The organism is Candidatus Methylopumilus universalis, assembly GCF_006365315.1.
Taxonomy (GTDB): Bacteria; Pseudomonadota; Gammaproteobacteria; order Burkholderiales; family Methylophilaceae; genus Methylopumilus; species Methylopumilus universalis.
On sequence record NZ_CP040968.1, the window covers coordinates 357,617 to 382,839 of the forward strand.

General features: G+C 37.3%; 26 protein-coding genes. 12 read left to right on the forward strand and 14 right to left on the reverse strand.

Features of this window, described 5'->3' with window-relative positions:
- Nucleotides 1-12 precede the first annotated feature (12 nt).
- The 7 genes from purL to FIT79_RS02040 form a co-directional block, all read right to left on the reverse strand.
- Nucleotides 13-3,900, reverse strand: a complete 3,888-nt coding sequence (gene purL, locus FIT79_RS02010; RefSeq protein ID WP_139875458.1) for a phosphoribosylformylglycinamidine synthase — start codon at nucleotides 3,898-3,900, stop codon at nucleotides 13-15.
- Between the two features lie 84 nt (nucleotides 3,901-3,984).
- Nucleotides 3,985-5,775 (reverse strand): ferrous iron transport protein B, encoded by a 1,791-nt coding sequence (gene feoB / locus FIT79_RS02015; RefSeq protein WP_139875459.1) that lies wholly within the window; start codon nucleotides 5,773-5,775, stop codon nucleotides 3,985-3,987.
- A complete protein-coding gene (locus FIT79_RS02020) occupies nucleotides 5,772-6,005 on the reverse strand; it encodes a FeoA family protein (protein WP_139871175.1) in 234 nt (77 codons plus the stop codon). Before FIT79_RS02020 ends, feoB begins: the two co-directional genes overlap by 4 nt.
- A gap of 87 nt (nucleotides 6,006-6,092) precedes the next feature.
- The gene (locus FIT79_RS02025; RefSeq protein ID WP_139875460.1) at nucleotides 6,093-6,887 is read right to left on the reverse strand and encodes a peptidylprolyl isomerase; all 795 of its coding nucleotides are present in this window, start codon (nucleotides 6,885-6,887) and stop codon (nucleotides 6,093-6,095) included.
- Between the two features lie 36 nt (nucleotides 6,888-6,923).
- A complete protein-coding gene (locus FIT79_RS02030) occupies nucleotides 6,924-7,172 on the reverse strand; it encodes a BolA family protein (protein ID WP_139867232.1) in 249 nt (82 codons plus the stop codon).
- A 6-nt stretch (nucleotides 7,173-7,178) separates the two neighbouring features.
- The gene (locus FIT79_RS02035) at nucleotides 7,179-7,478 is read right to left on the reverse strand and encodes a YciI family protein (RefSeq protein WP_139875461.1); all 300 of its coding nucleotides are present in this window, start codon (nucleotides 7,476-7,478) and stop codon (nucleotides 7,179-7,181) included.
- A gap of 1 nt (nucleotide 7,479) precedes the next feature.
- Entirely contained in the window at nucleotides 7,480-8,007 is a 528-nt protein-coding gene (locus FIT79_RS02040) for a septation protein A (RefSeq protein WP_139867236.1), read from the reverse strand.
- Between the two features lie 87 nt (nucleotides 8,008-8,094).
- Between FIT79_RS02040 and FIT79_RS02045 the strand changes: the two genes are divergently transcribed.
- The 6 genes from FIT79_RS02045 to FIT79_RS02070 all read left to right on the forward strand — a co-directional run bounded on the left by FIT79_RS02045 (nucleotide 8,095) and on the right by FIT79_RS02070 (nucleotide 13,215).
- Nucleotides 8,095-8,940: a 3',5'-nucleoside bisphosphate phosphatase gene (locus tag FIT79_RS02045; RefSeq protein ID WP_139875462.1), complete on the forward strand. Its 846-nt coding sequence runs from the start codon at nucleotides 8,095-8,097 to the stop codon at nucleotides 8,938-8,940.
- A gap of 68 nt (nucleotides 8,941-9,008) precedes the next feature.
- Nucleotides 9,009-9,647 (forward strand): site-2 protease family protein, encoded by a 639-nt coding sequence (locus tag FIT79_RS02050; protein WP_139867240.1) that lies wholly within the window; start codon nucleotides 9,009-9,011, stop codon nucleotides 9,645-9,647.
- A gap of 17 nt (nucleotides 9,648-9,664) precedes the next feature.
- Nucleotides 9,665-10,864 (forward strand): tryptophan--tRNA ligase, encoded by a 1,200-nt coding sequence (locus FIT79_RS02055; protein WP_139870132.1) that lies wholly within the window; start codon nucleotides 9,665-9,667, stop codon nucleotides 10,862-10,864.
- Nucleotides 10,864-11,655, forward strand: a complete 792-nt coding sequence (locus tag FIT79_RS02060) for a segregation and condensation protein A (protein WP_139870133.1) — start codon at nucleotides 10,864-10,866, stop codon at nucleotides 11,653-11,655. Before FIT79_RS02055 ends, FIT79_RS02060 begins: the two co-directional genes overlap by 1 nt.
- Before the next feature lie 3 nt (nucleotides 11,656-11,658).
- Nucleotides 11,659-12,210 carry an SMC-Scp complex subunit ScpB gene (gene scpB / locus FIT79_RS02065; RefSeq protein ID WP_139867246.1) on the forward strand — a complete coding sequence of 184 codons (552 nt, stop codon included), beginning with the start codon at nucleotides 11,659-11,661 and terminating at the stop codon, nucleotides 12,208-12,210.
- A gap of 30 nt (nucleotides 12,211-12,240) precedes the next feature.
- Nucleotides 12,241-13,215, forward strand: a complete 975-nt coding sequence (locus tag FIT79_RS02070) for a pseudouridine synthase (protein ID WP_139875463.1) — start codon at nucleotides 12,241-12,243, stop codon at nucleotides 13,213-13,215.
- Here the strand turns inward: FIT79_RS02070 and prmB are convergent.
- Genes prmB through xseA form a run of 7 tightly spaced genes read right to left on the reverse strand, consistent with a single transcriptional unit; the run spans nucleotide 13,212 to nucleotide 20,442 of the window.
- Nucleotides 13,212-14,111, reverse strand: a complete 900-nt coding sequence (gene prmB, locus FIT79_RS02075; RefSeq protein ID WP_139875464.1) for a 50S ribosomal protein L3 N(5)-glutamine methyltransferase — start codon at nucleotides 14,109-14,111, stop codon at nucleotides 13,212-13,214. The two genes, FIT79_RS02070 and prmB, sit on opposite strands and share 4 nt — an antisense overlap.
- On the reverse strand, nucleotides 14,108-15,235 hold the full coding sequence (dapE, locus tag FIT79_RS02080; protein ID WP_139875465.1) for a succinyl-diaminopimelate desuccinylase: 1,128 nt from the start codon (nucleotides 15,233-15,235) through the stop codon (nucleotides 14,108-14,110). The genes prmB and dapE overlap by 4 nt, the downstream gene beginning before the upstream one ends.
- Nucleotide 15,236: 1 nt before the next feature.
- Nucleotides 15,237-15,599, reverse strand: a complete 363-nt coding sequence (locus FIT79_RS02085; protein ID WP_139867254.1) for a Spx/MgsR family RNA polymerase-binding regulatory protein — start codon at nucleotides 15,597-15,599, stop codon at nucleotides 15,237-15,239.
- Nucleotides 15,600-15,602: 3 nt separating this feature from the next.
- Nucleotides 15,603-16,430 carry a 2,3,4,5-tetrahydropyridine-2,6-dicarboxylate N-succinyltransferase gene (dapD, locus tag FIT79_RS02090; protein ID WP_139867256.1) on the reverse strand — a complete coding sequence of 276 codons (828 nt, stop codon included), beginning with the start codon at nucleotides 16,428-16,430 and terminating at the stop codon, nucleotides 15,603-15,605.
- A 51-nt stretch (nucleotides 16,431-16,481) separates the two neighbouring features.
- Complete coding sequence (locus FIT79_RS02095; RefSeq protein WP_139875466.1) at nucleotides 16,482-17,297, reverse strand: M48 family metallopeptidase; 816 nt, start codon at nucleotides 17,295-17,297, stop codon at nucleotides 16,482-16,484.
- A gap of 2 nt (nucleotides 17,298-17,299) precedes the next feature.
- Nucleotides 17,300-19,180, reverse strand: a complete 1,881-nt coding sequence (locus FIT79_RS02100) for a potassium transporter Kup (RefSeq protein WP_139871195.1) — start codon at nucleotides 19,178-19,180, stop codon at nucleotides 17,300-17,302.
- Nucleotides 19,181-19,212: 32 nt separating this feature from the next.
- Entirely contained in the window at nucleotides 19,213-20,442 is a 1,230-nt protein-coding gene (gene xseA, locus FIT79_RS02105; RefSeq protein ID WP_223259647.1) for an exodeoxyribonuclease VII large subunit, read from the reverse strand.
- A gap of 64 nt (nucleotides 20,443-20,506) precedes the next feature.
- Between xseA and FIT79_RS02110 the strand changes: the two genes are divergently transcribed.
- From FIT79_RS02110 to FIT79_RS02135, 6 genes are read left to right on the forward strand one after another with little or no spacing between them, the layout of a single operon-like run.
- Complete coding sequence (locus FIT79_RS02110) at nucleotides 20,507-21,007, forward strand: disulfide bond formation protein B (protein WP_139870143.1); 501 nt, start codon at nucleotides 20,507-20,509, stop codon at nucleotides 21,005-21,007.
- Nucleotides 21,007-21,888, forward strand: coding sequence for a cysteine synthase CysM (cysM, locus tag FIT79_RS02115; protein WP_139867264.1), 882 nt, complete (start codon nucleotides 21,007-21,009; stop codon nucleotides 21,886-21,888). Before FIT79_RS02110 ends, cysM begins: the two co-directional genes overlap by 1 nt.
- Before the next feature lie 4 nt (nucleotides 21,889-21,892).
- Nucleotides 21,893-22,669, forward strand: coding sequence for a 3'-5' exonuclease (locus tag FIT79_RS02120; protein ID WP_139875467.1), 777 nt, complete (start codon nucleotides 21,893-21,895; stop codon nucleotides 22,667-22,669).
- A gap of 10 nt (nucleotides 22,670-22,679) precedes the next feature.
- Nucleotides 22,680-24,017, forward strand: coding sequence for a 23S rRNA (uracil(1939)-C(5))-methyltransferase RlmD (gene rlmD, locus FIT79_RS02125; protein WP_139875468.1), 1,338 nt, complete (start codon nucleotides 22,680-22,682; stop codon nucleotides 24,015-24,017).
- 13 nt (nucleotides 24,018-24,030) lie between these two features.
- A complete protein-coding gene (locus FIT79_RS02130) occupies nucleotides 24,031-24,513 on the forward strand; it encodes a L,D-transpeptidase (protein WP_139875469.1) in 483 nt (160 codons plus the stop codon).
- A gap of 2 nt (nucleotides 24,514-24,515) precedes the next feature.
- Nucleotides 24,516-25,214: a queuosine precursor transporter gene (locus FIT79_RS02135; protein ID WP_139875470.1), complete on the forward strand. Its 699-nt coding sequence runs from the start codon at nucleotides 24,516-24,518 to the stop codon at nucleotides 25,212-25,214.
- Nucleotides 25,215-25,223 lie beyond the last annotated feature (9 nt).

The following is a 25,223-nucleotide window of genomic DNA, read 5'->3' on the forward strand; positions in this document are numbered from 1 at the left end:
TGACTCTTTCATTTAGTTAAAAAATTGATAAGCATTTGCAAACATTTTATACCATGGCGCTAATTCATCCCATGCTTCAGGATGCCAAGAATTTTGTACCGCCCTATAAACTCTCTCTGGATGAGGCATCATAATTGAAAAACGTCCATTTTCAGAAGTAAATCCAGTAATTCCCTCAGGAGAGCCATTTGGATTCATAGGGTAGACAGAAGTTCCCTTATGGTAGTTATCAACATAGCGAAGTGTTGCAAGTTGATGATTTAAAACATCATTCATTTGAGTCTGGCTTTGATATTCTGTATAACCTTCACCATGGGCTACTGCAATAGGAAGGATGGCGCCATCCATTCCACTAAAAAATAAAGAATTAGACTTAAGAATTTCAACTGATACAAATCTTGCTTCAAATTGTTCAGATCTGTTTTTTACAAAGTGTGGCCACAATGCAGAGCCTGGAATAATTTCTTTAAGGTTGCTCATCATTTGACAGCCATTGCATATACCAAGTGCGATCGTATCAGGCCTCGAGAAAAATGCCGCAAAAGCGTCACGTGTTTTTGAATTAAATAGAATGGATTTAGCCCAGCCTTCACCTGCGCCTAATACATCGCCATATGAAAAGCCACCGCATGCAACTAGCGCTGAAAAATCAGTTAATGATTTTTGGCCTTGAATAATGTCTGACATATGAACATCATGCGCTTCAAATCCTGCGGCAGAGAATGCAGCTGCCATTTCAACATGACCATTTACGCCTTGCTCTCTTAGGATGGCAATTTTAGGCTTCATCTTTTTAATTGCAAAAGACTGTGGAATTTCAAAATCAAATTTTGGGATAATACCTGGATCAAGGTCATCTGAAATTTGTGAAAACTCTTCCAGGGCAGACTCTGGATTATCCCTCATAGTTTGCATCTTGAAGGATGTTTCACTCCAAGCACTTTGCAAGTTTGATCTCGTCTCTTTAAATACAGTTTCATTCTGATGTTGAATATGAATTGTTTGATTTTGACTGATAGATCCAATGAGGAAAGCATTGTGTTTTAGGGTCTCATTAATTTTTTTGAGTGTATTGGAAATATGCTCTTTTTGAACTTGTATGACAGCACCCAATTCTTCGTTAAATAAAATGGCTTTAATATCATTGCCGCAATTAGTTAAATCAATATCTAGACCACAGCGCCCTGCAAAAGCCATTTCAGTTAACGTTGCAAAAAGACCGCCATCAGATCGATCATGATAAGCCTCAATCACGTTTTCATTTTTAAGTGTTTGAATCACATCAAAGAATGCTTTAAGTGTTTTCGCATCATCAAGCGTAGGAGGGATATCACCTACTTCATTGAACACTAAATTAAATGTGGAAGCCCCTAATCTATTTTTGCCTAAACCTAAATCGATGTAGATAAGACCGCTATCCTTAAGGCTTCTATTAAGTGTTGGCGTTAATGTTTTTCTAGCATCAAAGACGGGTGCAAAAGCACTTACAATAAGAGACACAGGAGAGACCACCATTTTTTCTTTTGTGCCATCTAACCAGGCTGTTTTCATAGACATGGAATCTTTACCGACTGGAATACTGATACCTAAGTCAGGACATAGGCGCATGCCGATTTCTTCAACGGCATCAAATAAGGCAGCGTCTTCCCCATCATGACCTGCTGACGCCATCCAATTGGCTGATAATTTAATATCTTCCAAATGACGAATCGAGGCTGCAGATAAATTGGTAATAGCTTCGCCTAAGGCCATACGAACAGAAGCTTTTGCATCGATCATCGCAATAGGTGTTTTTTCGCCAATAGCAAAAGCCTCACCGAGTAAACTATCAAATGATGATAACGTGACGGCAACATCAGCAACTGGCACTTGCCAAGGACCTACAAGCTGATCTCTTGCAATCAATCCTGTCACTGAACGATCGCCAATATGAATTAGGAACATTTTATTTGCTACAGCTGGGTATCTCAGAACACGATAAGCCGCATCTTTGATGTCAATATTTTCTGTGGTAAACCTTTTAAGAGCCTTTTCTTTTCGTTTCACATTGCGCGTCATCTTAGGTGGCTTGCCTAAGAGAGTAGATAAATCCATATGGACCGCATCTTTTTTTAGAAGACTATCTTCGACGATGAGTTGTTTATCTTTTTTTGCAACACCTACAATCGCGAAGGGGCATCTTTCTCTCTCACAAAGCGACTTAAACAAATCAAGATCTTTTTCTATAATAGCCAGTACATAGCGCTCTTGGGCTTCATTACACCAGAGCTCACGTGGTGACATACTGGGCTCTTCATTATTAATTGAACGTAATTGAAATGTTGCCCCCACGCCGCCATCATTGACTAATTCAGGGAATGCATTTGATAAACCACCAGCACCTACATCATGAATGCTTAAGATGGGATTGTCTTTGCCTAATTGCCAGCATCGATCAATCACTTCTTGCGCTCTTCTTTGTAATTCGGGATTGCCTCGTTGCACAGAATCAAAGTCTAGATTTTCTGCATTAAATCCAGTCCCCATACTTGAGGCTGCACCACCACCTAATCCAATAAGCATTGCCGGACCACCTAATTGAATGAGAAGAGCGCCTGGAGGAATTGCGTGTTTTTTCGTATGGATATCGTTAATACTTCCAATGCCGCCTGCTAACATAATGGGCTTATGAAAACCTTTTATTTCATTATCATGCTTAATTTCTAATGTTCTAAAGTAACCTGCAATATTAGGCCTGCCGAATTCATTATTATAAGAAGCGCCACCAATCGGACCATCAATCATAATTTGAAGTGCTGATGATATGCGGGAAGGCGCACCATAGATATCTTTTTCCCAGGGCTGAATAAATTCAGGAATATGTAAATTAGAAACTGAAAATCCTGTAAGACCTGCTTTAGGTTTTGAACCTCTTCCTGTTGCGCCCTCATCTCGAATCTCACCCCCTGCACCAGTCGCAGCTCCCGAGAAAGGAGAAATGGCTGTTGGATGATTATGTGTTTCCACTTTCATAATAAAGTGAGTTAATTCTTTATGATCTTCATAAACACCATTTTGATTTGGATAAAATCGATTAATCTCAGCACCTTCTACGATAGAAGAGTTATCCGAGTAAGCCACAATCGTATTACCTGGATGTAACTGATGTGTATTTTTAATCATGCCAAAAAGTGATTTAGATTCTGCCTTACCATCTATAACCCAATCAGCATTAAATATTTTATGACGGCAGTGCTCAGAATTTGCTTGAGCAAACATCATGAGTTCAGCATCTGTAGGATTTCTTTTGATGGAGATAAAGTAATTAAATAAATAATCGATTTCATCTTCAGATAACGCAAGCCCGAGATTTTTATTAAAATCATTTAAGACTTGTTTGCCGCCTTCAAGTATCTCTGCGAACTGAATGGTCTTGGGCGGAAGATGAGAAAAAAGAGATTGAGCTTCATCAAGATCAAAAATAGAAATTTCTGTCATACGATCATGCAGTAATAAAGAAAGCCCTTTCTTTTCATCTTGCGATAATAAAGATTCATCTTTTAACACTACATAAACGGCGATGGCTCTTTCGATACGTTTGATATCATGAAGACCGCAATGGTTTGCAATGTCAGTTGCCCTCGAAGCCCATGGTGATATCGTACCTGGACGTGGAATCGTGATAATGGAATTATTTTTATACTTTAATGGATGAGCCTTGGGACCATAATGCAGAATTTTTTCTAAGATGACTTTTTCTGAGTCTGTAATTTTTTTTTCGCACCAAACAATATGAATGTATTCAGAATGAATATCTTTGATTTGGCCATTAACTTTTTGAAGCCTTCCAAGAAGCTTTTCTTTTCTAAACTTTGAATAAGCTGGACCGCCAGCGATATGAACAATTTCTTGGCTTTGCATGATTTGGGTAGTGTTTAAGACGTTACTTTAAGCTTATGATTTTAACAGAAGCTATTTTTTTAAACCTTGTTAATTTTTACTAAATTAACTAGAAAAATAGAGCGAGGTTTGATAGAAAATAAAGCTAAAAACCCAGGCCAGAAGAAGAGCCCAGAAAACAGAATAAATCACAAATGAAAGACTTTTAGATTCATTTCTAAGCGTAGCAATTGTTGAAAGACAGGGTGTATAAATAAGGGTAAAAATCATAAAACTAATCGCCTGTATTTGGCTTACATTACTGTAAAGGTGATGGGCTAGTGCAGATCCTTCTACGCCATAAATCACAGCTAATGCGCCAATCACAATCTCTTTAGCGATAAAGCCAAAAATTAAAGCAATCACTAATTGTTCGTTGATGCCAATGGGGTGAAAAATAGGGGACAACCATTTGCCTAGTTGGCCTGAATAAGTAAGCTCGCTGGCGATAGGGACATCCATTGGAAAGTGGGTTAATGCCCATACAAGAAGAACGCCAATAATAATAAATTTGGTAGCGCGCGTCAGAAAATGCTTAATCTCAAGAACGCTTCTTTTGATAATCTGATTCATCGTAGGAAAGCGGTAGGGAGGTAATTCAATGATGATAGGCTCTTTATTTTTAAACTGATGTTTAAAGATGAGGGCTGAAATAAAGATCGTAAAAAAGCTTAATAAATAAAGACCAAAAAGAACCAGTGGCCCGTATTTAGCACTAAAAAGAGCCGTGATAATAAATAAAAATACTTGAAGTCTCGCTGAGCAGAGTGAGAATGGAATTACAAACATCGTTAAAAGACGCAGTTCTTTTGTGCGCATAATTTTAGTACCCATGAGCGCCGGCACATTGCAACCAAAGCCCATAAGCATCATGACAAAACCTCTTCCATCTAAACCTATTTTTTCCATCAATGTATCCATCAAAAATGCAGCTCTAGAAAAATAACCGCTATCTTCTACGACGCTCATAATAAGGAAGAAGAGAACAATGATTGGTACAAAAGCAGCCACCGTGGTCACGCCTAGATAGAGACCATCTAAAAGCAGGCTTTGGAAAATGCCATGATGATCTGTGAATAACGGTTCAAGATAATCCACCCTAAAAAAATCAAAGAATTGCGTCATTAAATCTTGAATGGGTTTGCCGAGAGTAAAAATAAACTGAAAAATTGAAAATACAATAATAAAGAAGATAGGTAAGCCCCAATAAGGATCTAGAAAAAGCCTATCTAATTTTTTGGTATTTTTGTCGTTGAGTTTGATAGGGTACTTAACAGTTAATTTAATTAATGTCTGAATCGTTTTTTCATTCGATATTTGATCAGATGCATTTAGTGGCTTAATTTTTTTAATCGGAGTAGTGACTTTTTGATTTATGACTTTAGTGCATGCTTTTAAAAGCTCAGCTATACCTTCGCCATATTTGGCGCTTGTTTTAATGGCGGGCGTTTTAAGTTTTTTTTCTAATAACAAAGCATCAATAGTGATACCCATTTTCTTTGCTTCGTCATGCATATTAAGGGCGAGCACGCAGGGTATGTTAAGTTTTTGAAGTTGCAGCAGCAAAGAAAGCTGTCGTTCAATTTGAGCGCTACATAAAACAACAATGGCTAAATCAATCTTGTTCTGATTGATAAAGCTTTGCACAATTTTCTCATCTTCAGATAGGCCTTGAAGATCATAAATACCTGGAAGATCAACTAATTCTGCGATGTGGCCACCTAAGAATGTTTTAACCGCATGAAGATCAACAGTGATACCAGGCCAATTACCGACGCGCGCAGATGAGCCGCTTAAGCGATTAAAAAGTGTCGACTTCCCAGTATTGGGCATGCCTAAAAAAGCGATACGTTTCATGCTGCAGCTGAAGTAATATTAATGAGCGAAGCTTCGTGCTCTCTAATCATGAGTTCGGTTGTATCAATCATGATATGAAAAGGACCTTTAAATTGAGCTTTTCTTAGAACAGTTATTTTTTTCCCACGGCGAAGCCCCATGGCATTTAGCCTTTGAATAAGCAGGCGGTCCATATTGAGTTTATGGATAATGCCACTTTGACCTTCTGCTAGCTCTAATAAGGTAGTCATAGATATCTAAATGATAATGATTCTTATTATTATATACAAAAAAGCCTGCATAGCGCAGGCTTTGTGTGGTTTCTGAGGACAGCTTCTTTATTTGCGATTATCTACAATCTTGGCTTTTGCTTTGAGATCTAATACAAGCTTATCAAGTTGTTTTTGTTGAAGCGTTTTAGCTAAACCCTCTTTCACTTTATCAAATTCAGGCGCTTGAAGTGTTCTTGTATCTTCCAATTTGATCACATGCCAACCAAATTGCGTTTGTACAGGCGTTGTTGTGAAGTTACCTTTTTTAAGAGAAGTGAGTGCTTCAGCAAATGGTTTAACCATGGAGTTAGCAGGGAACCAACCTAAGTCACCGCTTTTATCTTTTGAACCCGGGTCTTTTGATTTTTCTTTAGCAATCTTACTAAAGTTGCCACCTTTATTGAGTTCAGCAATCACGTCTTTAGCTTCTTGTTCGTTTGCTAAAAGAATATGTTTTGCATTGAACTCCTGAGTTCCTAAATCTTTCTTGTATTGCTCATATGCATTTTTAATATCAGATTCTGAAATAGGATTTTTTTGAACATAACCTTGTAAGAATGTGTTGTATAACATTTCTTTACGAGCTAACTCTTCTTTTAAAAGATAAGTTGCATCTTTATTTAATCCAGTTCTTTCCGCTTCTTGGTTGATAAGTTCCATTGCAATCATACGATTCACAATCATGTTGTTAAGATTGTCATCCATTTTTTGACCGCGACTTGCGAGATCTTTTACTACAAAATCATATAGATTTTTTTTAATAGGTTTTCCATTGACTGTAATATTTAAATCAGCTGCTAGAGCCAAACTTCCAATCTGGATAAGTAAAACAAAAACGAAGGTTTTGATAAAAGAAAACATAAAGCTCCTTGGTTATTAATATTGAAAAGTGATTCCTTAAGGCAAATCAGCTTTGATACTTAATGCATGAATTTTTTCAGGAATTAAATCTTTAAGCGCATCGTATACGAGGCGATGCCTCATTATGGTTGATTTTCCTAAAAAATGCGAACTAGTAATTTCCAGATCGAAATGACCCCCACCTGTATTACCTGTATGACCTTTATGAAGGTCGCTTAAATCTTTAAGGCTTATATGGGAAGGCTCTAAAAATGCTAGCCTTTGTTTAATAATGTCTTGAATCATAAATATTTAAGGAAGTGTTTTTCTAAAAGGTTTTACTTCAACAGAAGCATATACACCTGAAATGTAAAAAGGATCTTCATGCGCCCAGAGGATAGCTTCATCGAGCGAAGAAAATTCAGCGACAATCAGACTGCCTGTAAAACCATCCAAGCCCGGGTCGATTGAGTCAATAGCAGGTAAGGGTCCTGCGAGAACCAGTTTACCTTGATCTTGCAATACTTTAATCCGCGCTAAATGCGCGGGCCGATGAGCCAATCTTTTGTCGAGACTGTTTTGATGGTCTTTGGCGATGATGGCGTAAAACATATTATTTATGATTTGCTCTCGATGCTAAGATCCCAATCAAGACGGCATAGCACATGATTAATCCTGTGATACCAAATAATTTAAAGTTAACCCACGTACTTTCTGAAAAATTAAAAGCTATATAAAGATTGAGCGCGCCTAACACACCAAAAAATACAGCTGAAGTTATGCTGATTTGGTCCCAACCTTTTTCAGTCAATTGGATTTGTTTTCCCATAAGATTTTTAACAAGGTTTTTTTTCTTAAAAAATTGAAAAAATAAAAGTGCGCCTGATAATAGCCAATACAAAATACTAGGTTTCCATTTAATGAAATTTGCATCATGAAGCCATAAAGTAGTGCCACCTAAAATACTGATCAATACTGCATTAAATATAAGTAACTTGTCGACTCTCTTATGAACGAGCTTGCTATAAATCACTTGAAAGATCGTGGCGCCAATAACGACTAATGTTGCGGTATAAATGTTTGAAAATTTATAAGCAATAAAAAAAAGGATGACGGGAAATAGATCGAATAGAAATTTCATTTGTAAAATTACCCCAAGCTTTCGTTAATTATCTTTGGTAAAGACTATCTGATACTATGGTAGTTCATATTGAAGTACTAAATATCCATGATTGATCTTCACTCACATTCTACTATATCTGATGGTTTGTTAACTCCAAGCGGACTAGTTCAGCATGCACACTCTAAAGGTATTAAAGTGCTTGCCTTAACTGACCATGACGATGTTGAAGGTTTGAAAGAGGCTGCATCGGAAGCAAATTTATTAGGCATGCATTTAGTGCATGGCGTTGAAATTTCAGTGACTTGGAAAAGAAACACAATTCATATCGTTGGATTAAATGTGGACTCTCAAAATAAAATACTATTACAAGGACTTTCTTCCATTAGAGAAGGGCGTTTTGAGAGAGCCAAACAAATGGCACATTCACTTGATCAAATAGGAATCAAAGGGAGTTTGGAGGGCGCATTAAAATACGCAAAATCAGGCATTTTAGGCCGTACGCATTTTGCAAGATTTTTAGTAGAAACAGGGCATGCTAAAGATGTCAAAACCGTATTCAAAAATTATCTCGTGAAAGGCAGGCCGGGTTTCATCGAGCACACCTGGACGAGCTTAGAAAATGCGCTTTTATGGATTCATGAAAGTGGTGGCATTGCAGCTATTGCGCATCCTGCAAGATATGATCTAGGTAAAAATAATCTTTTGGCGTTTTTAAATGAATTTAAAGAGCTGGGTGGTCAAGGCATTGAGGTCATTTCAGGAAGTCATACAACTGAAGATTCTTTAAAATTTGCAAGAATTGCAGAAGAGTTTGAATTCCTAGCATCCACAGGTTCTGACTATCATGGACCAGGCATTTCTTACAGGGAGATGGGGTCTTTACCAAAGATACCCGAAACATGCATTCCGATATGGAAAAGTTGGAATGAAGTCAATGCCTTACTGAACTAATTTTTTTCTTAAAAACACATATTTCTTGAATGAATATAAGAATATTCAAATAGAATGACATTCTATATATGGAATTAACCGCTATACAAAAAGTTACTGTTTACGCACTCCCCATCATCTTTGCAATTACGGTTCATGAGGCAGCGCACGGCTATGTTGCGAAGCATTTTGGTGATTTAACCGCCTACAAGCAAAATAGAATCAGTCTTAATCCATTAAGGCATATTGACCCCATTGGTACCATTGTTCTCCCAGCCTTAACTGTATTGTTAGGGGGCGTTTTATTTGGATGGGCTAAGCCTGTGCCAGTGAATTTTATGAATTTACGCCATCCAAAAAAAGATATGCTTTGGGTAGCGGCTGCAGGCCCTTTTTCAAATTTAATTATGGCGATCTTCTGGGCGATTTTATTTGGTCGAAGCGCTTACTTTCCGGAGTCGATGTCTTTGTTTGTTCAGCAGATGGGTATTGCGGGTATTAGTATTAATTTATCCTTAATGGTATTAAATTTAATTCCACTCCCACCTCTTGATGGAGGAAGAATTGCTGTGAGTTTATTGCCTAATCATTTGGCATATAAGTATGCGCAAGTTGAGCGATATGGCTTTTTAATATTAATTATTTTATTAATGACTCATATGCTTGATTTATTTATTTTTCCACTCATCCAAATTAGTCAAAGTCTAATTTTATGGATATTTGCTTAGGAGCTCAGGGATAGGTTATGGCTATTGAACGCGTTATATCTGGCATGCGACCTACAGGCAATCTTCATTTGGGCCACTACAATGGAGTATTGAAAAATTGGATCAATCTGCAACATGAGTTTGAATGCTTATTCTTTGTAGCAGATTGGCATGCACTCACGACACATTATGATTCCCCCGAAATTATTGAAGAGAATGTTTGGGAGATGGTTGTGGATTGGCTCGCAGCAGGCGTAGACCCAGCGACGGCAACTATTTTTATTCAATCTAAAGTGCCTGAGCATGCCGAACTTCATACTTTACTTTCTATGATTACACCCCTAGGTTGGCTGGAGAGGGTGCCAACTTACAAAGATCAGCAGGAAAAATTATCATCTAAAGATTTGTCGACCTATGGATTTTTAGGTTATCCATTACTGCAAAGTGCAGACATTTTAATTTATAAAGCAACGCAAGTGCCTGTCGGTGAAGATCAAATTCCTCACATCGAATTTACGCGCGAAATTGCGCGACGCTTTAATCACCTCTATGGCAAAGAAACGGGTTTTGTTGAAAAGGCTGAGGAAGCAATTAAAAAATTAGGCTCTAAAAAAAGTAGTCTCTATATGGAGATGAAAACAGCGTATCAAGAAAATGGTGACGAAGAAGCGCTGGACTCGGCTCAAGTGTTAATTGAAGAGCATCAGGGTTTAAGTTTAGGAGATAAAGAAAGGTTGTTAGGCTTTTTAGAGGGTGGCGGCAAAATGATTTTAGTTGAGCCTGAGTATAAATTAGCGCCTGCATCTAAGATGATTGGTTTAGACGGTCAAAAAATGTCTAAATCATATAACAACACTATTGCCTTAAGAGAGCCACCCGAATCTGTTGAGAAAAAAATTAAAACGATGCCAACTGATCCTGCTCGTATCAGAAGAAATGATCCGGGGAATCCAAATCACTGTCCTGTATGGCAGTTACATCAAGTGTATTCAAGTGATGAAGTCAAAGCTTGGGTTGAAACAGGATGTAAAGAAGCTAAAATAGGATGTATCGAATGCAAACAGCCTGTGATTGATGCGGTTAATAAAGAACTAAAACCTATCCAAGAAAGAGCATTTCATTATATTGAAGATCCTGATCTTGTGAAAAATATCGTAGCCGAGGGCTGTGAAAAAGCAAGAAAACTAGCGAGAGAAACCATGCGTGAAGTAAGAGAAGCGATGGGATTAAGTTACTAATGAATCAAGAAGCACAAATAGCCACGATTGGAAAAATTCATGGAGAGAATATTGAGGTCTTACCTCAAGATCTCTATATTCCACCCGACGCACTAGAAATTTATTTGGAAGCATTTGAAGGGCCGCTCGATCTTCTTCTATATCTTATTAGAAAACATAACTTAGATATTCTCGACATACCTATGGCTGATTTGACAATTCAGTACATGGATTATGTAGAGAAAATGAAAGAAATTAAACTTGAGTTAGCTGCAGATTACTTACTTATGTCAGCAGTTTTGATTGAAATTAAATCAAGAATGTTATTACCTAAGAAAATAGCTGAGGTTGATTCAGAACAAGATCCTCGCGCAGAACTTGTTCGAAGGCTTATGGAGTATGAGCTCATTAAAATAGCCTCTGAAAAACTCACTCAAATGCCGCAAGTAGGCGTTGATCTTTATGTAGCCAATGCGTATTTTGAAAAAATTACAGAAATTACCTATCCTGATGTATCAATTGATGAGATATTTTCAGCATGGAAAAATATCTTAAATCGTGCAAAACATTTTGAGGCGCATAAAGTTGCTCGAAATGAACTCTCGGTGAGAGAGCACATGACAATGATTTTAAGAAAACTTCAACAAGAAGAATTTGTAGAGTTTTCGTCATTATTTAATGTGGCTGAAGATAGAGTTCAAAAATTGGTTGTATGTTTCTTAGCTATATTAGAATTAGCAAGAGAGCGACTTATAAAAATTACCCAGCAAGAAAGCTTTTCTCCTATTTATATTAAACTACAGATCAACTAAGCTATGACAGACTTAAATAACATATCAAAAATTAAACAAATACTAGAGGTAGCATTGCTAACAAGTGCCAATCCTTTATCTTTAGATGATTTGCAAAAGCTATTTTCAGAAAAAATTGAGCGATCTACATTAAGAATGTTACTAGATGAGCTCAAAACAGAATGGCAAGATCGCACTATGGAATTGGTTCTTGTAGCTTCGGGCTATCGCTTTAAAGCAAGAGATGAATACTCAAGTTACTTAATGAGATTAAGTCCAGAAAAAGTAGCTAAATATAGCCGCGCCGTTATGGAAGTGCTAGCGATTGTAGCTTATAGGCAGCCAGTGACACGAGGCGAGATAGAGGAAATTAGAGGTGTTGCACTTAATCCCAATGCTATTAGACAGCTTCAAGAAAGAGATTGGATTGATGTAATTGGTCAAAAAGAGGTTCCGGGCAGACCTTCGTTATATGCAACAACAAAACATTTTTTAAATGACTTTAATTTAAGATCTTTATCTGAGCTTCCTGATATTGAAAGCTTCCTCCAAAATGAAATTCCTTTGAATGTCTAATTTTAAGTCATTGATGACTTAAATCACTTTATGCGTTCACAAGATCAAGACACAGCTAAAGAAAGAAAGACCACTAGCCCATCTAAAACACAGCGCTTACATAAACTCCTTGCTCAATCTGGGATTGGCTCCAGGCGAGAAATGGAAAAATATATTGAAGCGGGTCGTGTACATGTGAATGATAGCCCAGCAATATTAGGTCAATTAATTCATGAGCACGATGTGATCAAGATTGATGGAAAGACAATTCATCTTTTCTTTGATTTAAAATTTCCTAAAATTCTTATTTATCACAAACCTGAAGGTGAAATTGTTTCAGTAAGTGATCCGCAAAAAAGAACTACAGTATTTTCAAAGTTACCTAGAATTAAAAACGAAAAATGGATTTCCATAGGGCGTCTTGATATCAATACTTCGGGACTGCTTATGTTTACAACCTCAGGCGATCTTGCTAATCGACTTATGCACCCTAAATTTGAAATTGAACGCGAATATGCCGTTCGTATCTTCGGTGAATTAACTGAAGAGCAAATGTCAAAATTAAAATCCGGAGTTAAGTTAGAAGACGGCCTAGCAAAGTTCGATGAAATTCGTTATCAAGGTGGGGAGGGTGCTAATCGATGGTACCAAGTCATCCTTATGGAAGGTAGAAATCGAGAAGTTAGACGTTTATTCGAACATTTCAATCTACCAGTAAGTCGTCTTATTCGAACCAGGTTTGGCTCTGTATCACTTCCCTCGCGCGTTAAACGAGGCATGATGTTGGAGCTTGAAGTAAAGGAAGTTGAGAATATTTTAAAATGGCTCGACATGCCTTTTTCTGTGGTGAGCCGCAATGAAAGTCTCATTAAGGTTAAGGCGCGCAAAAAGCATGCACACCCATCACCTTATGCACCTAAAGTTAAGCTTGACCGAAAAGCAATACTAGACAAAAAAATTAAAAAAATTGGAAAAAAACCAGTCAAGAGAAGAATCAGAAGTGATTTGGATATTAAAAAAATCTAATTAGATAGCTGAGATTTTTGCAGCATAAACACAAAATCATTACCTAAAGAAACATCTAGCCACTGAAATTGAAGTCCTGGAAATTTATCTAATAAAGCTTCTTTGTTGTGACCAATTTCAACAATAAGCATACCGCCGTCGTTAAGATATTGCTTTGCTTCATAAATAATTCTAATTGTATGGTCTAAACCTTCATCTCCACTTCCAAGAGCCATGCTTGGTTCTTTTAAAAATTCCATAGGAAAGTTGTTCACTGAAGCTTGATTGACGTAAGGAGGATTCGAAATAATGAGGTCGTATTTCTTTCCTTTTAATCCATCAAATAAGTCGGATCGAATTAATTCAATGCGATCATCCAATCCATACTGATCAACATTGATTTGCGCAACTTGCAATGCTTTTTCAGAAAGATCAACAAGATCAATTGTCGCGTTTTGGAAGCTGTGTGCCATCATGATACCTAAGCAGCCACTTCCAGTGCATAAATCAAGTGCACTATAAATAGTTTCGGGATCATCAATCCATGGATAAAGATTTTCGCTTAATGATTCTGCAATTAAAGATCTAGGAATGATGACGCGCTCATCAACATAAAATTTATAATCTCTTAACCATGCTTCATTAAGCAGGTAAGCTGTTGGCACTTTATCGTTAATTCTTTTTTCAATTAAAAATAATAAATCTTTTTTTTCTTTGCTCGTTATATGAGCATCTAAAAAATTTTCTATTGTGTCGTGGGGTAAATGGAGAAAGCCAAAAATAAGCCAGACGGCTTCGTCATATGCATTTGAGGTGCCATGGCCGAAAAATATATCGGAGCTCTCAAATTGACTTACCGCGTATCTTAACCAATCGCGTATTGAGAAAAGCTCTTTAAATAGTTGCGTTTGGCTCAAGTGAGAATCTTGTGAAGCGTAAGCTTGTAAATATTTTTAAGTGGTTCAATATCTTTCATATCAATACATTCGTTGATTTTATGAATCGTAGCATTGAGCGGACCAAACTCAACGACTTGATCACTAACATTCGCGATAAAGCGACCATCTGAAGTGCCACCTGTTGTTGATAGTTCAGGCGTAATACCAACAGTTTCCTTAATAGCATCCGATAAAATTTCTACAAGCTTCCCTTTTTTTGTTAAATAAGGATTGCCTGAATACTCCCAATCAATCACGTAATCAAGTTTATGCTTATCTAAAATTGCGTGCGCTCTTTCTTTTAAATTCTCTGCGGTACTTGCTGTTGAGTATCTAAAATTAAAAAGAATATCTACTTCGCCAGGCACAACATTTGTAGCGCCTGTTCCGCCTTTGATATTAGAAATTTGCCATGATGTTTTAGGAAAATATTCATTACCTTCATCCCAAGACATATTCACTAAATCTGTAATAGCAGGTGCAACCATATGAATAGGATTTTTTACTAAATGGGGATAGGCAATATGGCCTTGTATACCTTTTACGGTAAGTTTTGCTGAAAGCGATCCTCTTCGGCCATTTTTAATCATGTCACCGAATTTAAGATGTGAAGTCGGTTCTCCCACTAAACAGAAATCAATTCTTTCATTTCTTTCCTTGAGAAGTTCAACTACTTTAACTGTGCCATCGACTGCAACACCTTCCTCATCAGAAGTAATGATTAACCCAATTGAACCTTTAAAACCCTTAGTTTCTTTTAAAAATTCTTCGATAGAAACAATAAAAGCTGCAATAGATGTTTTCATATCCGCAGCACCTCGACCATAAAGCTTGTCATCTTTGATTGTAGGTTCAAAGGGCGGTGATATCCATTGGTCAACGGGGCCGCTAGGTACAACATCTGTATGCCCTGCAAAAACAAAGAAAGGTGCTTCAGTGCCTTTGCGCGCGTATAAGTTGTCTACATCACCTGATTTAATTTTCTCGCATTTGAAACCTAAAGGCTCCAAGAGGCTGATCAGCAAATCTTGGCAGCCAGCATCATCTGGCGTATTAGATTTTCTAGCAATTAAATTTTTAGTAAGCTCTAAGGTTCTGGTCATTTTATTTTTTAAATAATTGTTTAAATACCGCTTCATCAAATCCAAGCGATACTACTTTCTTATCGATGGCTACCAAAGGTCTTTTCATTACCGTTGGTTTTTCTATAATTAATTGAACGGCAGTTTCTTGTTTGTCAGCGAGTTTTTTCTCTCGGTCTGTAAGATTTCTCCAAGTCATGCCAGATTTATTAATAAGCATATCCCAAGTTAAATGACTTGGTAACTTTTTAAACCATGAAGTCAAAGTGGCCTCATTTAACGCATCTTTTTTGAGATCGTAAAAGTCATATTTAATTTGATGACTATCAAACCAAGTTAGTGCTTTTTTGACGGTGCTGCAATTTTTAATACCATACACCATCATGATTTAAATACCTCTAAGTAACTCGTTAATACCTACCTTGCCAAGCGTTTTTTCATCTACCTTTTTTACAATCACTGCACAATAAAGACTATAAGAGCCATCTTTTGAAGGGAGGTTTCCTGAGACTACAACAGAGCCTTTAGGAATGCGACCGTATGTCACTTCGCCTGTTTCGCGATCATAGATCTTAGTTGATTGGCCAATATAAACACCCATAGAAATAACCGCATTATCTTCAACCACAACACCTTCGACCACTTCTGATCGGGCGCCAATAAAACAATTATCGCCAATTATAGTTGGACCTGCTTGAATGGGCTCTAATACTCCACCAATACCAACTCCGCCTGAGAGGTGAACGTTTTTCCCAATTTGCGCACATGATCCAACGGTGGCCCATGTATCAACCATCGTACCTTCATCTACATAAGCACCGATATTGACATAAGAAGGCATAAGCACAACATTTTTACCAATAAACGAACCGCGTCTTGCAATGGCGTTAGGCACAACACGATAGCCACCTGCTTTAAAATCTTCATCTGTGAAGTTCGCAAATTTTGAATGTACTTTATCAAAGTAATTTGTATAACCACTTTTCATAACTTCGTTATCGTAGAGTCTAAAAGAGAGAAGCACCGCTTTTTTAATCCATTGATGCGTTTCCCATTCTTGGGAGTCTTTAATGCGTGTTGCAACGCGAAGCGATCCATTATTTAGGTTGTTGAGGACTTCATCCACAGCATCTTTAATTTCTTTTGGCGCATTTTTTGGATTGATTTCAGCTCTTATTTCAAAAGCATTTTCGATAATTGATTTTAATTGGTCCATGAGAGTATTTATTTTAGTTAAAACAGTATTTTACATTAAAGTCTAATGTAATTAGCGTGGTCGGTTTGATTCGTATAAAGGTTTTAATTGATATGCAAGCTCGGTGAGATCTCTAATACGGTTATCGTCCGATGGGTGAGTGCTTAGAAATTCAGGTGGTTTTTTTGTATTTTGTTGTTTCATTTTTTCCCATAAGGTCACTGCCGCAAAAGGATTAAAGCCAGATCTTGCAGAAAGCTCAAGACCAATAGCGTCTGCCTCTCTTTCTTGTGTGCGACTATTAGGGAGAGCAAAAAATAGGGTAGCGCCTAATGAAGCTGCTTGCATCGTTGCATTAGCTCTATTTCGACTGGATGTATTAGAAATGTAAGCTGCAAATCCAATTAAACCAAACTGCTGAATGGCGGCCGTCGACATTCTTTCTCGCCCGTGTTCGCGAAGTGCGTGAGAGATTTCATGACCTATCACAGCTGCTAATTCATCATCTGTTGCTTTGAGCTTTCGAATGAGGCCTGAGTAAACCATGATTTTTCCTCCAGGCATACAATAAGCATTTACTTCGTCACTATCTTCAACATTTATTTCCCATGCCCATTGACTCGCTTCAGGTTTAAAATAATTTGTATTGGCAATGAGTCTGTTGCTAATTTTTTTGACGCGCTTAACTTGGAAAGGATCGACATTGAGTTTATTTTTTTTGCTCGCTGCTTCAAGTGCGCCTCGGTAGCTATCACTTGCTATTCCTGCCACCATAGATTGCGGCATAAGTAACAGTTGTTTCCTATCGACACCTGATTGATTTTTTAGAGTTGTTGAAGCACAACCCAAGGTAAGAAAGGCTAATAAAAATAAAATGCTATATTTCATTCTTAAAATAATACTTGGCTTCCTAACTCAACCACGCGGTTGGGAGGTAATTTAAATTGATTGGTAATTGTTTCTGCACTTCTAAATAAACCTATAAACAATTTCTTTCTCCAATAGTTCATATTCTCTTTTGGTGTTGCCAATAAAATTTCCTTACCAATAAAGTAAGAGCTATTCATTGGGTCAATATTGATACCATTTTTAGCATGCAGGGCAAGGTCTTTGGGTAAGTCAGGCTCATCTTTAAATCCATATTTCACAGTAACTTTATAAAAGTTGTGAGGTAATTTTTCAACAGTAACAAGATCTTTTGTAAGTGAATGAGGGTAATCCATAAACATCACAGTCAGAATAATAACTTTTTCATGGATAACTTTGTTGTGCTTGAGATTATGAAGCAGGGCATGAGGCACACCATCTGGATTAGGCGTTAAGAATATTGCTGTACCTTCCACCCGAGGTGGAGGGTTCGTGCCCATGGAAGTAATAAATGAATTAATTTCAATAGCCTCACCTTTAAGTATTTTGTACAGAAGTGCACGCCCCTTTTTCCAAGTCGTCATTAAAATAAAAATAACAGTGCCAATTAAAATTGGGAACCAGCCGCCATCAGGTATTTTTAAAATATTTGCACTAAAGAATGCAAGATCGATTATTAAAAAGATTGCCATGAAAATAACTGTTTTTATGGAATTCCATTTCCATACTTCATAGAACACAAAGCTTGCGAGAAGTGTCGAGATCACCATGTCACCCGTAACTGCAATACCATAAGCCCCTGCAAGATTACCTGAGCTTTTGAAGGTTACTACTAAAGCCATAACTGCAATCATTAAGAGCCAATTAATTCTTGGTAGATAAATTTGCCCTTCTTGATTTTCAGAAGTATGTTCGACATGCATTCTTGGCAGAAATCCTAAGAGAAGCGCTTGTCTTGAGACTGAAAAAGCGCCTGTAATGACAGCTTGTGATGCAATGATTGCTGCAAGCGTTGCTAAAATAATAAGAGGTATGACAAGAAATTCAGGCGCCATGAGATAAAAGGGATTTTTAATATTCTCAGGGTTGCTAATAATTAATGCGCCTTGGCCAAAGTAATTTAATGTAAGCGCTGGAAGTACAAAAATAAACCATGCCAGTCTAATGGGCTGCCGACCAAAATGCCCCATATCTGCATAAAGTGCCTCAGCGCCTGTGACTGATAAAACGACCGCGCCTAATGCTACGAATGCCACCATGGGTGCTAGCTGAAAGAAATGAAATGCATACAATGGATTAATAGCTTCTAGAACATGTGGCTCCTGAGCGATATTGATGATCCCTAATAGTGCAAGCGTTAAGAACCAAAAAAACATAATTGGCCCAAAGAAGGCACCCACAACATTCGTCCCTTTGCTTTGTGCATAAAATAAAATAAATAACACTGCAAGAGTAATAGGAATAATAAGATAACTTAAAGAGGGCGCTACAACTTCAAGACCTTCGATCGCAGATAAAACAGAAATTGCAGGGGTAATCATTCCGTCTGCATAAAACATGCATGCCCCAAGAATACCTAAAATCACAATTAAATTTCTTTTATTGCCACTGGGTGCATTTTTATTAGCAAGAGAGAGTAGAGCCATAATGCCTCCTTCACCTCTATTGTCAGCACGCATAATAAAGGCAACATATTTAACTGACACAATCATAATGAGTGACCAGAAAATAAGAGACAGTATGCCGAGGACGTTAAACTGGGTGAGCTCGACAGGATGTTTGCTGAGAGAAAAAACTTCTTTCATGGTGTATAGCGGGCTTGTACCAATATCACCAAATACAACACCTAATGCTGAAAGTGAAAGTGTAGCTAGAGAAACCTTGTGATTTTTTTTATCTTCCATGTGTGCGTCAGTTTTTTTAAATCAATCTAAAATTATTGATCTTTGAGGTCTGAAATATTTGCGTCAGCTTGCCCATGGTTTAGTTGAATATGAATTTTATCATCAAGCTTTAACTGGGCTACATTATTTATAATCTGGCCATCCACATTCGTAATAATGGAATAGCCTCTTGATAAAACAGCATGAGGGCTTAAGTGATCCAAATTTAACTTTAATTTATCGATGTGCAAACGATATTGGATCACAGCATTTCTCATGCTTTGATTAATCCTTTGTATATATTGATGAATCTGTTCTTTTTGTCTTTGAATCTGTTGGTGAGGCGATACAAGACGTTTTTCTAGATAATCAATTTTCTGCATCACTTCTCGAATAAGAACTGCCATGACTTTATTTAATTGGTTTTTATAAATCTGAATTGTTTTAATAAGTTCGACAGTATGGCTGGTAACGAGCTCAGCAGCACCTGTCGGCGTGGGGGCTCTTAAATCAGAAACAAAATCAGCTATCGTTGTATCAGTTTCATGTCCAACACCTGTAATTGTAGGTATTTTTGATGCAACAATCGCACGCGCTACGATTTCCTCATTAAAGGCCCATAAGTCTTCAATCGAACCTCCACCGCGTGCCAAGATCAGTACATCACATTCTTTTCTTAAATTTGCAGTTTCAATGGCTTTCACAATTGCGAGAGGTGCTTCTTTACCCTGAACGAGACTAGGATAAATAATGACCGGAATATGAGGACTTCGTCTTTTAAGTGTAATTAAAATATCTTCGATCGCAGCCCCTGTGGGTGAGGTAATGACCCCAATGGATTGAGGAAATTGAGGTATAGATTTCTTGCGCGAATCCTCAAAAAGACCTTCTTTGAGCAGTTTTTCTTTTAATTGATTGAAGGCTTCTGATAAAAGCCCCGCACCTGCTTGTCTAATTGACTCAATATTGAGTTGATATTCGCCCCGCGCCTCATATAAACCGATAAAACATTTTGCTTCAATTTTTTCGCCATTTTTGGGTGTCCAATCCATGGCCATATTTTTATTTTTAAACATGGTGCAACGGACTTGAGCTTCATCATCTTTAAGGGAAAAGTACCAGTGCCCTGAAGATGCACTTATGAAATTAGAGATTTCACCCGAAATCCAAAATGAGGGAAAGCTTTGCTCAAGGAGCTCCCTTACAAGACGGTTAATTTCTTTAACAGAAAAAACCCTTGCTTCGTTAGGTTTGGTGGTATTTATTGGCGTTGAATTAATCAAACTAGAAGGATATCCGTTACAATTATCTTCATTATAGAGTTAATGAATAACTAAAGAGCTTTAATTGAAGAAATTTTTTTTATCACATAGACAAGCCCACTTAACTGCTTTTGTTGCTGCTTATTTTTTAGTTGCTTTAGCAGTTTTTATCCAAAAAAAATTCAACCTCGAACCATGCCCTTTATGTGTGACCCAGCGAATTATTTTTATGGTCCTTGGGTTACTTTTTTTAATCAACGCCTTCATTAAACCTACATATTTAATTAAAAAGTTATCTTTAGTCGTTTTATCTATAACTTCAATCACGGGCATGGTATTTTCTTTTAAACATATATTGATTCAATCAAAAGCTATTCAGGTGCCAAATGAATGCGGTGTTGATCTAAATTATATGTTTGAAAATTTTCCATTCTCAAAAGCTTTGAATTTACTTTTTAAAGGAACAGGCGACTGCTCACATATTGATTGGACTTTGTTAGGCCTTACGCTTCCTGAATTAGCTTTAATTGGATTCGTATCATTTTTTATCTATACCGTTTTTTTATTTCGGATGAATTTAAAGTAATGCAATTAGAAGATTTTATTGGAAATACACCACTCGTCGCTTTGCAGCGGATGCACGGAAATTCAAGCAGTGCTATCCACTTAAAGTTAGAAGGGAATAATCCCGCCGGCTCAGTCAAGGACAGGGCGGCATTCTCTATGATTCACAATGCTGAATTACGAGGTGAGATTAAACCTGGTGACACCCTCATTGAAGCGACATCTGGCAATACAGGTATAGCGCTTGCCATGGTGGCTGCAATGAAAGGTTACAAAATAATTCTGGTCATGCCAGAAAATCAAACCATCGAAAGACGGCAAACCATGAAAGCATTCGGCGCAGAATTTATTCTGACTTCAAAAGAAGGCAGTATGGAGCTTGCTAGAGATACTGCATTAAAAATGCAAAAAGAAGGTAAGGGTTTTGTGTTGGATCAATTCAGCAATCTTGATAATCCTAAAGCGCATTATGAGACTACAGGTCCTGAAATTTGGAAAGACACAAAGGGTCGTATCACACACTTTATTGCGAGCATGGGAACCACAGGTACGATTGTAGGCACTTCGCAATTCTTAAAAGAAAAAAATAAAAATATTCAAATTATTGGTGTGCAGCCAGAAGAGGGTGCTCAGATTCCAGGTATACGTAAATGGCCGGAAGCCTATTTGCCGAAAATATACAGCGCAAAAAATATTGATCGCATTGAATACGTTTCTCAACAACATGCAGAAGAGACTGCGAGACGCCTTGCAAAAGAAGAAGGTATTTTTTCTGGGGCATCGACAGGTGGAGGACTTTATATAGCACTTCAAATCGCAAAAGCAAATAAAGATGCCGTCATTGTTTCTATTGCATGCGATCGCGGTGACCGTTATTTATCTTCTAATTTATTTTTGAGTTAATACATTGGTCCCTATTTTAGTTTTTGATATTGAAACCATTCCTGATATTCAAGGCATTAGATCTTTATACGCCTTAGATAAAAATTTATCTGATGATGATGTCGTCAATGTAGCTACTTACAAAAGAAGACAAAAAAATGGCTCTGATTTCCTGCAGCATCATCTTCAAAAAATTGTAGCTATATCGTGTGTCCTTCGAGAAAAAGACCAGTTAAAGATTTGGACGCTTGGAGAGATTGATGATCCTGAAGAAGAAGTCATCCAACGTTTTTTTGATGGCGTTGATAAATATACACCCACCCTTGTATCCTGGAATGGCTCAGGGTTTGATCTTCCTGTATTAAATTATAGGGCGTTAATGCATGGCATTAATGCATCCAAGTATCTAGACATGGGTGAAATAGATAAAGATTTTAAATGGAATAATTATTTAAGCCGGTATCACACACGCCATACGGATTTAATGGAATTTTTAGCCATGTTTCAAGGTAAAAATAACGCGCCCCTAGATGATATTGCAAAGCTGTGTGGCTTCCCGGGTAAGCTAGGTATGGATGGCGGTAAAGTTTGGGACACTTACAGGCAAGGAGATATTCAGTCGATCAGAGATTATTGTGAAACGGATGTCGCCAATACTTATCTTGTATATCTTAAATTTCAATTGATCAGAGGCCATCTCAACCAAAATGAATATGAATCTGAAATTAATTTAATTAAAAATACCATTCAAGAATATCAAAAAGATTATTGGGATGAATTTTTGTCCGCTTGGAAATCATAAGCATTTCTCAATGCAAGACGACATTAAACCTAAAAAAAAATTATTACTCGCCACAATAGAAAATATTGATCAAGAGGGTAGGGGTGTTACCCATATTGATGGTAAAGCTATTTTTGTGGAGGGTGCTCTTCAGGGCGAGCTTGTCGAATTCGAGTCTTATGTTAAAAAGCCAAGTTACGAAATTGCCTTTACAGAAAGAGTGATTCGGCAATCTAATTTAAGAGTTAAGCCCAAATGCGAACACTTTAATCGTTGTGGCGGTTGCTCTATGCAGCATTTTGAGTTCCAAGCTCAAATTGCAGCTAAGCAAAGAGTCTTTGAAAATACATTATCCCGCATTGGTAAAGTTAAAACTGAAACAATACTCACGCCTCTTGCAGGACCCTCATGGCATTACCGATATAAAGGTCGCTTAAGGGTTAAGTTTGTTGTTAAGAAAAATAAAGCGCTTGTGGGGTTCAATGAAAAAAGGACACATTTCATTGCTGATATTTCTAGTTGTGAAGTATTGCCTCAAACTCTTTCCGATATTTTGCCTCCACTTCAAGACTTAATAACTCAGCTTTCGATTAAAGATAAGATTCCTCAAATCGAATTTGCTGCCGACCAAAACCATTTAGTACTCGTATTAAGAATACTAGACGCATTAAATACGAATGATGAGTTGCTCTTAAATACATTTTCATCTCAACACCCGGTGCAATTTTGGACCCAATCCAAAGGGCCTGATACGATAAAGCCTTTATCGCCGAGAGATGACGTTAAACTTTCTTATGCATTAAAAGAATTTGGGTTGCGATTTAGTTTTATGCCTTACGACTTCACGCAAATTAACCCCTTCATTAATCAAGTGTTAGTTAGAAGGGCAATGAGTTTATTAAAGCCTTCAAAAGATGATCGTATTTTCGATTTTTTTTGTGGTTTAGGAAATTTCACATTACCTATAGCAACAAGTGGCGCAAAAGTTATGGGTATCGAAGGATCCGCATCGCTTATAGAAAGAGCAAAGCAATGCCGAGATGAAAATCACTTAAACGATTTTGTTGAATACCAATGTATGAATTTATTCGAAATCACTAAAGAATCCTTATTAAAGTTAGGTCACGCAAATAAATGGCTCATTGACCCGCCACGAGACGGCGCATTTCAATTGGTCCAACTGATTGATAATGACATTCAGCCATCAGTCATTGTTTATGTATCTTGCAATCCAGCGACGCTAGCAAGAGATGCTCAAATATTAGTGCATGAGAAGGGTTACAAATTAGATAAAGCTGGTATTGTAAATATGTTTCCCCATACTTCACATGTTGAATCTATTGCATTATTTGTAAAGACGGAATCTTAAAAATCATTTAACTATGCATATTAAAATTTCAATTGCAGAACAGAAGCTTCATTTATATCGCGACGATAATCTGTGGGTAAAATCTTTTGTGATATCCACAGCCGAAAAAGGCACAGGTCAAAATAAAGGTAGTTTTTGTACACCATTAGGCCAACATATCGTTCGCGCAAAAATTGGTCAAGGCGCACCTCTTTATGCTCAGTTTGCAGCTCGAAGACTTACAGGAAAAATATGGGATCCATCGATGTCAGCAAATAACACGAAAGAAGATTGGATTTTAACGCGCATCCTTTGGCTCTCAGGTCTCGAGATTGGATTTAATCGCCTAGGCAATCAAGATACGATGCAGCGTTTTATTTACATTCATGGGACTAATGATTTATCACGCCTAGGTATGCCCGTGTCACATGGATGCATTCGCATGGATAACCAAGACATCATTGATTTGTTTGAAGAGATTAATATAGGTGATCATGTATTGATCAATGAAATCTAAATATGTTTAAAAACCAATACCGATATTACGATCTTGTCATGGCAGCATTTGTGACTGTATTGATCACTTCAAACTTAATTGGACCTGCAAAAATTTCTCAATTAGAGGTTCCATTTTTTGGACTTCTTACCTTCGGTGCCGGAGTTTTATTTTTCCCTATCTCATTTATTTTTGGCGATATCTTAACTGAGGTTTATGGTTATGCCGCTTCAAGAAGAGTGATATGGGCAGGATTTGTCGCACTTGCTTTTGCATCTTTCATGGCTTGGATGATTGTAGCACTTCCACCAGCACCCTATTGGCACAATCAAGAAGCATATGAAATTGCATTTGGCTCTGCCTGGCGAGTTTCATTAGCGAGTTTGATTGCTTTTGCCGCTGGCGAGTTTGTAAACTCTTTTGTTATGGCAAAAATGAAAATTATGACAAAAGGAAAATATTTGTGGAGCCGCACGATCGGATCGACTGTTGCAGGGGAAGCGATTGATTCTATTTTATTCTATCCATTAGCTTTTTATAATAGTGGCGTGATTCCAAATGACAAGCTCATCCTTGTTGTGATTGCGCAGTTCATTGCTAAAACATCGATAGAAATTCTATTTACGCCAGCAATTTATAAGATTATCGCTTTCTTAAAAAAGAAAGAAAATCTAGATCATTTCGATACACACACCAATTTCAATCCTTTTATTTTTAAATAATATGAACGT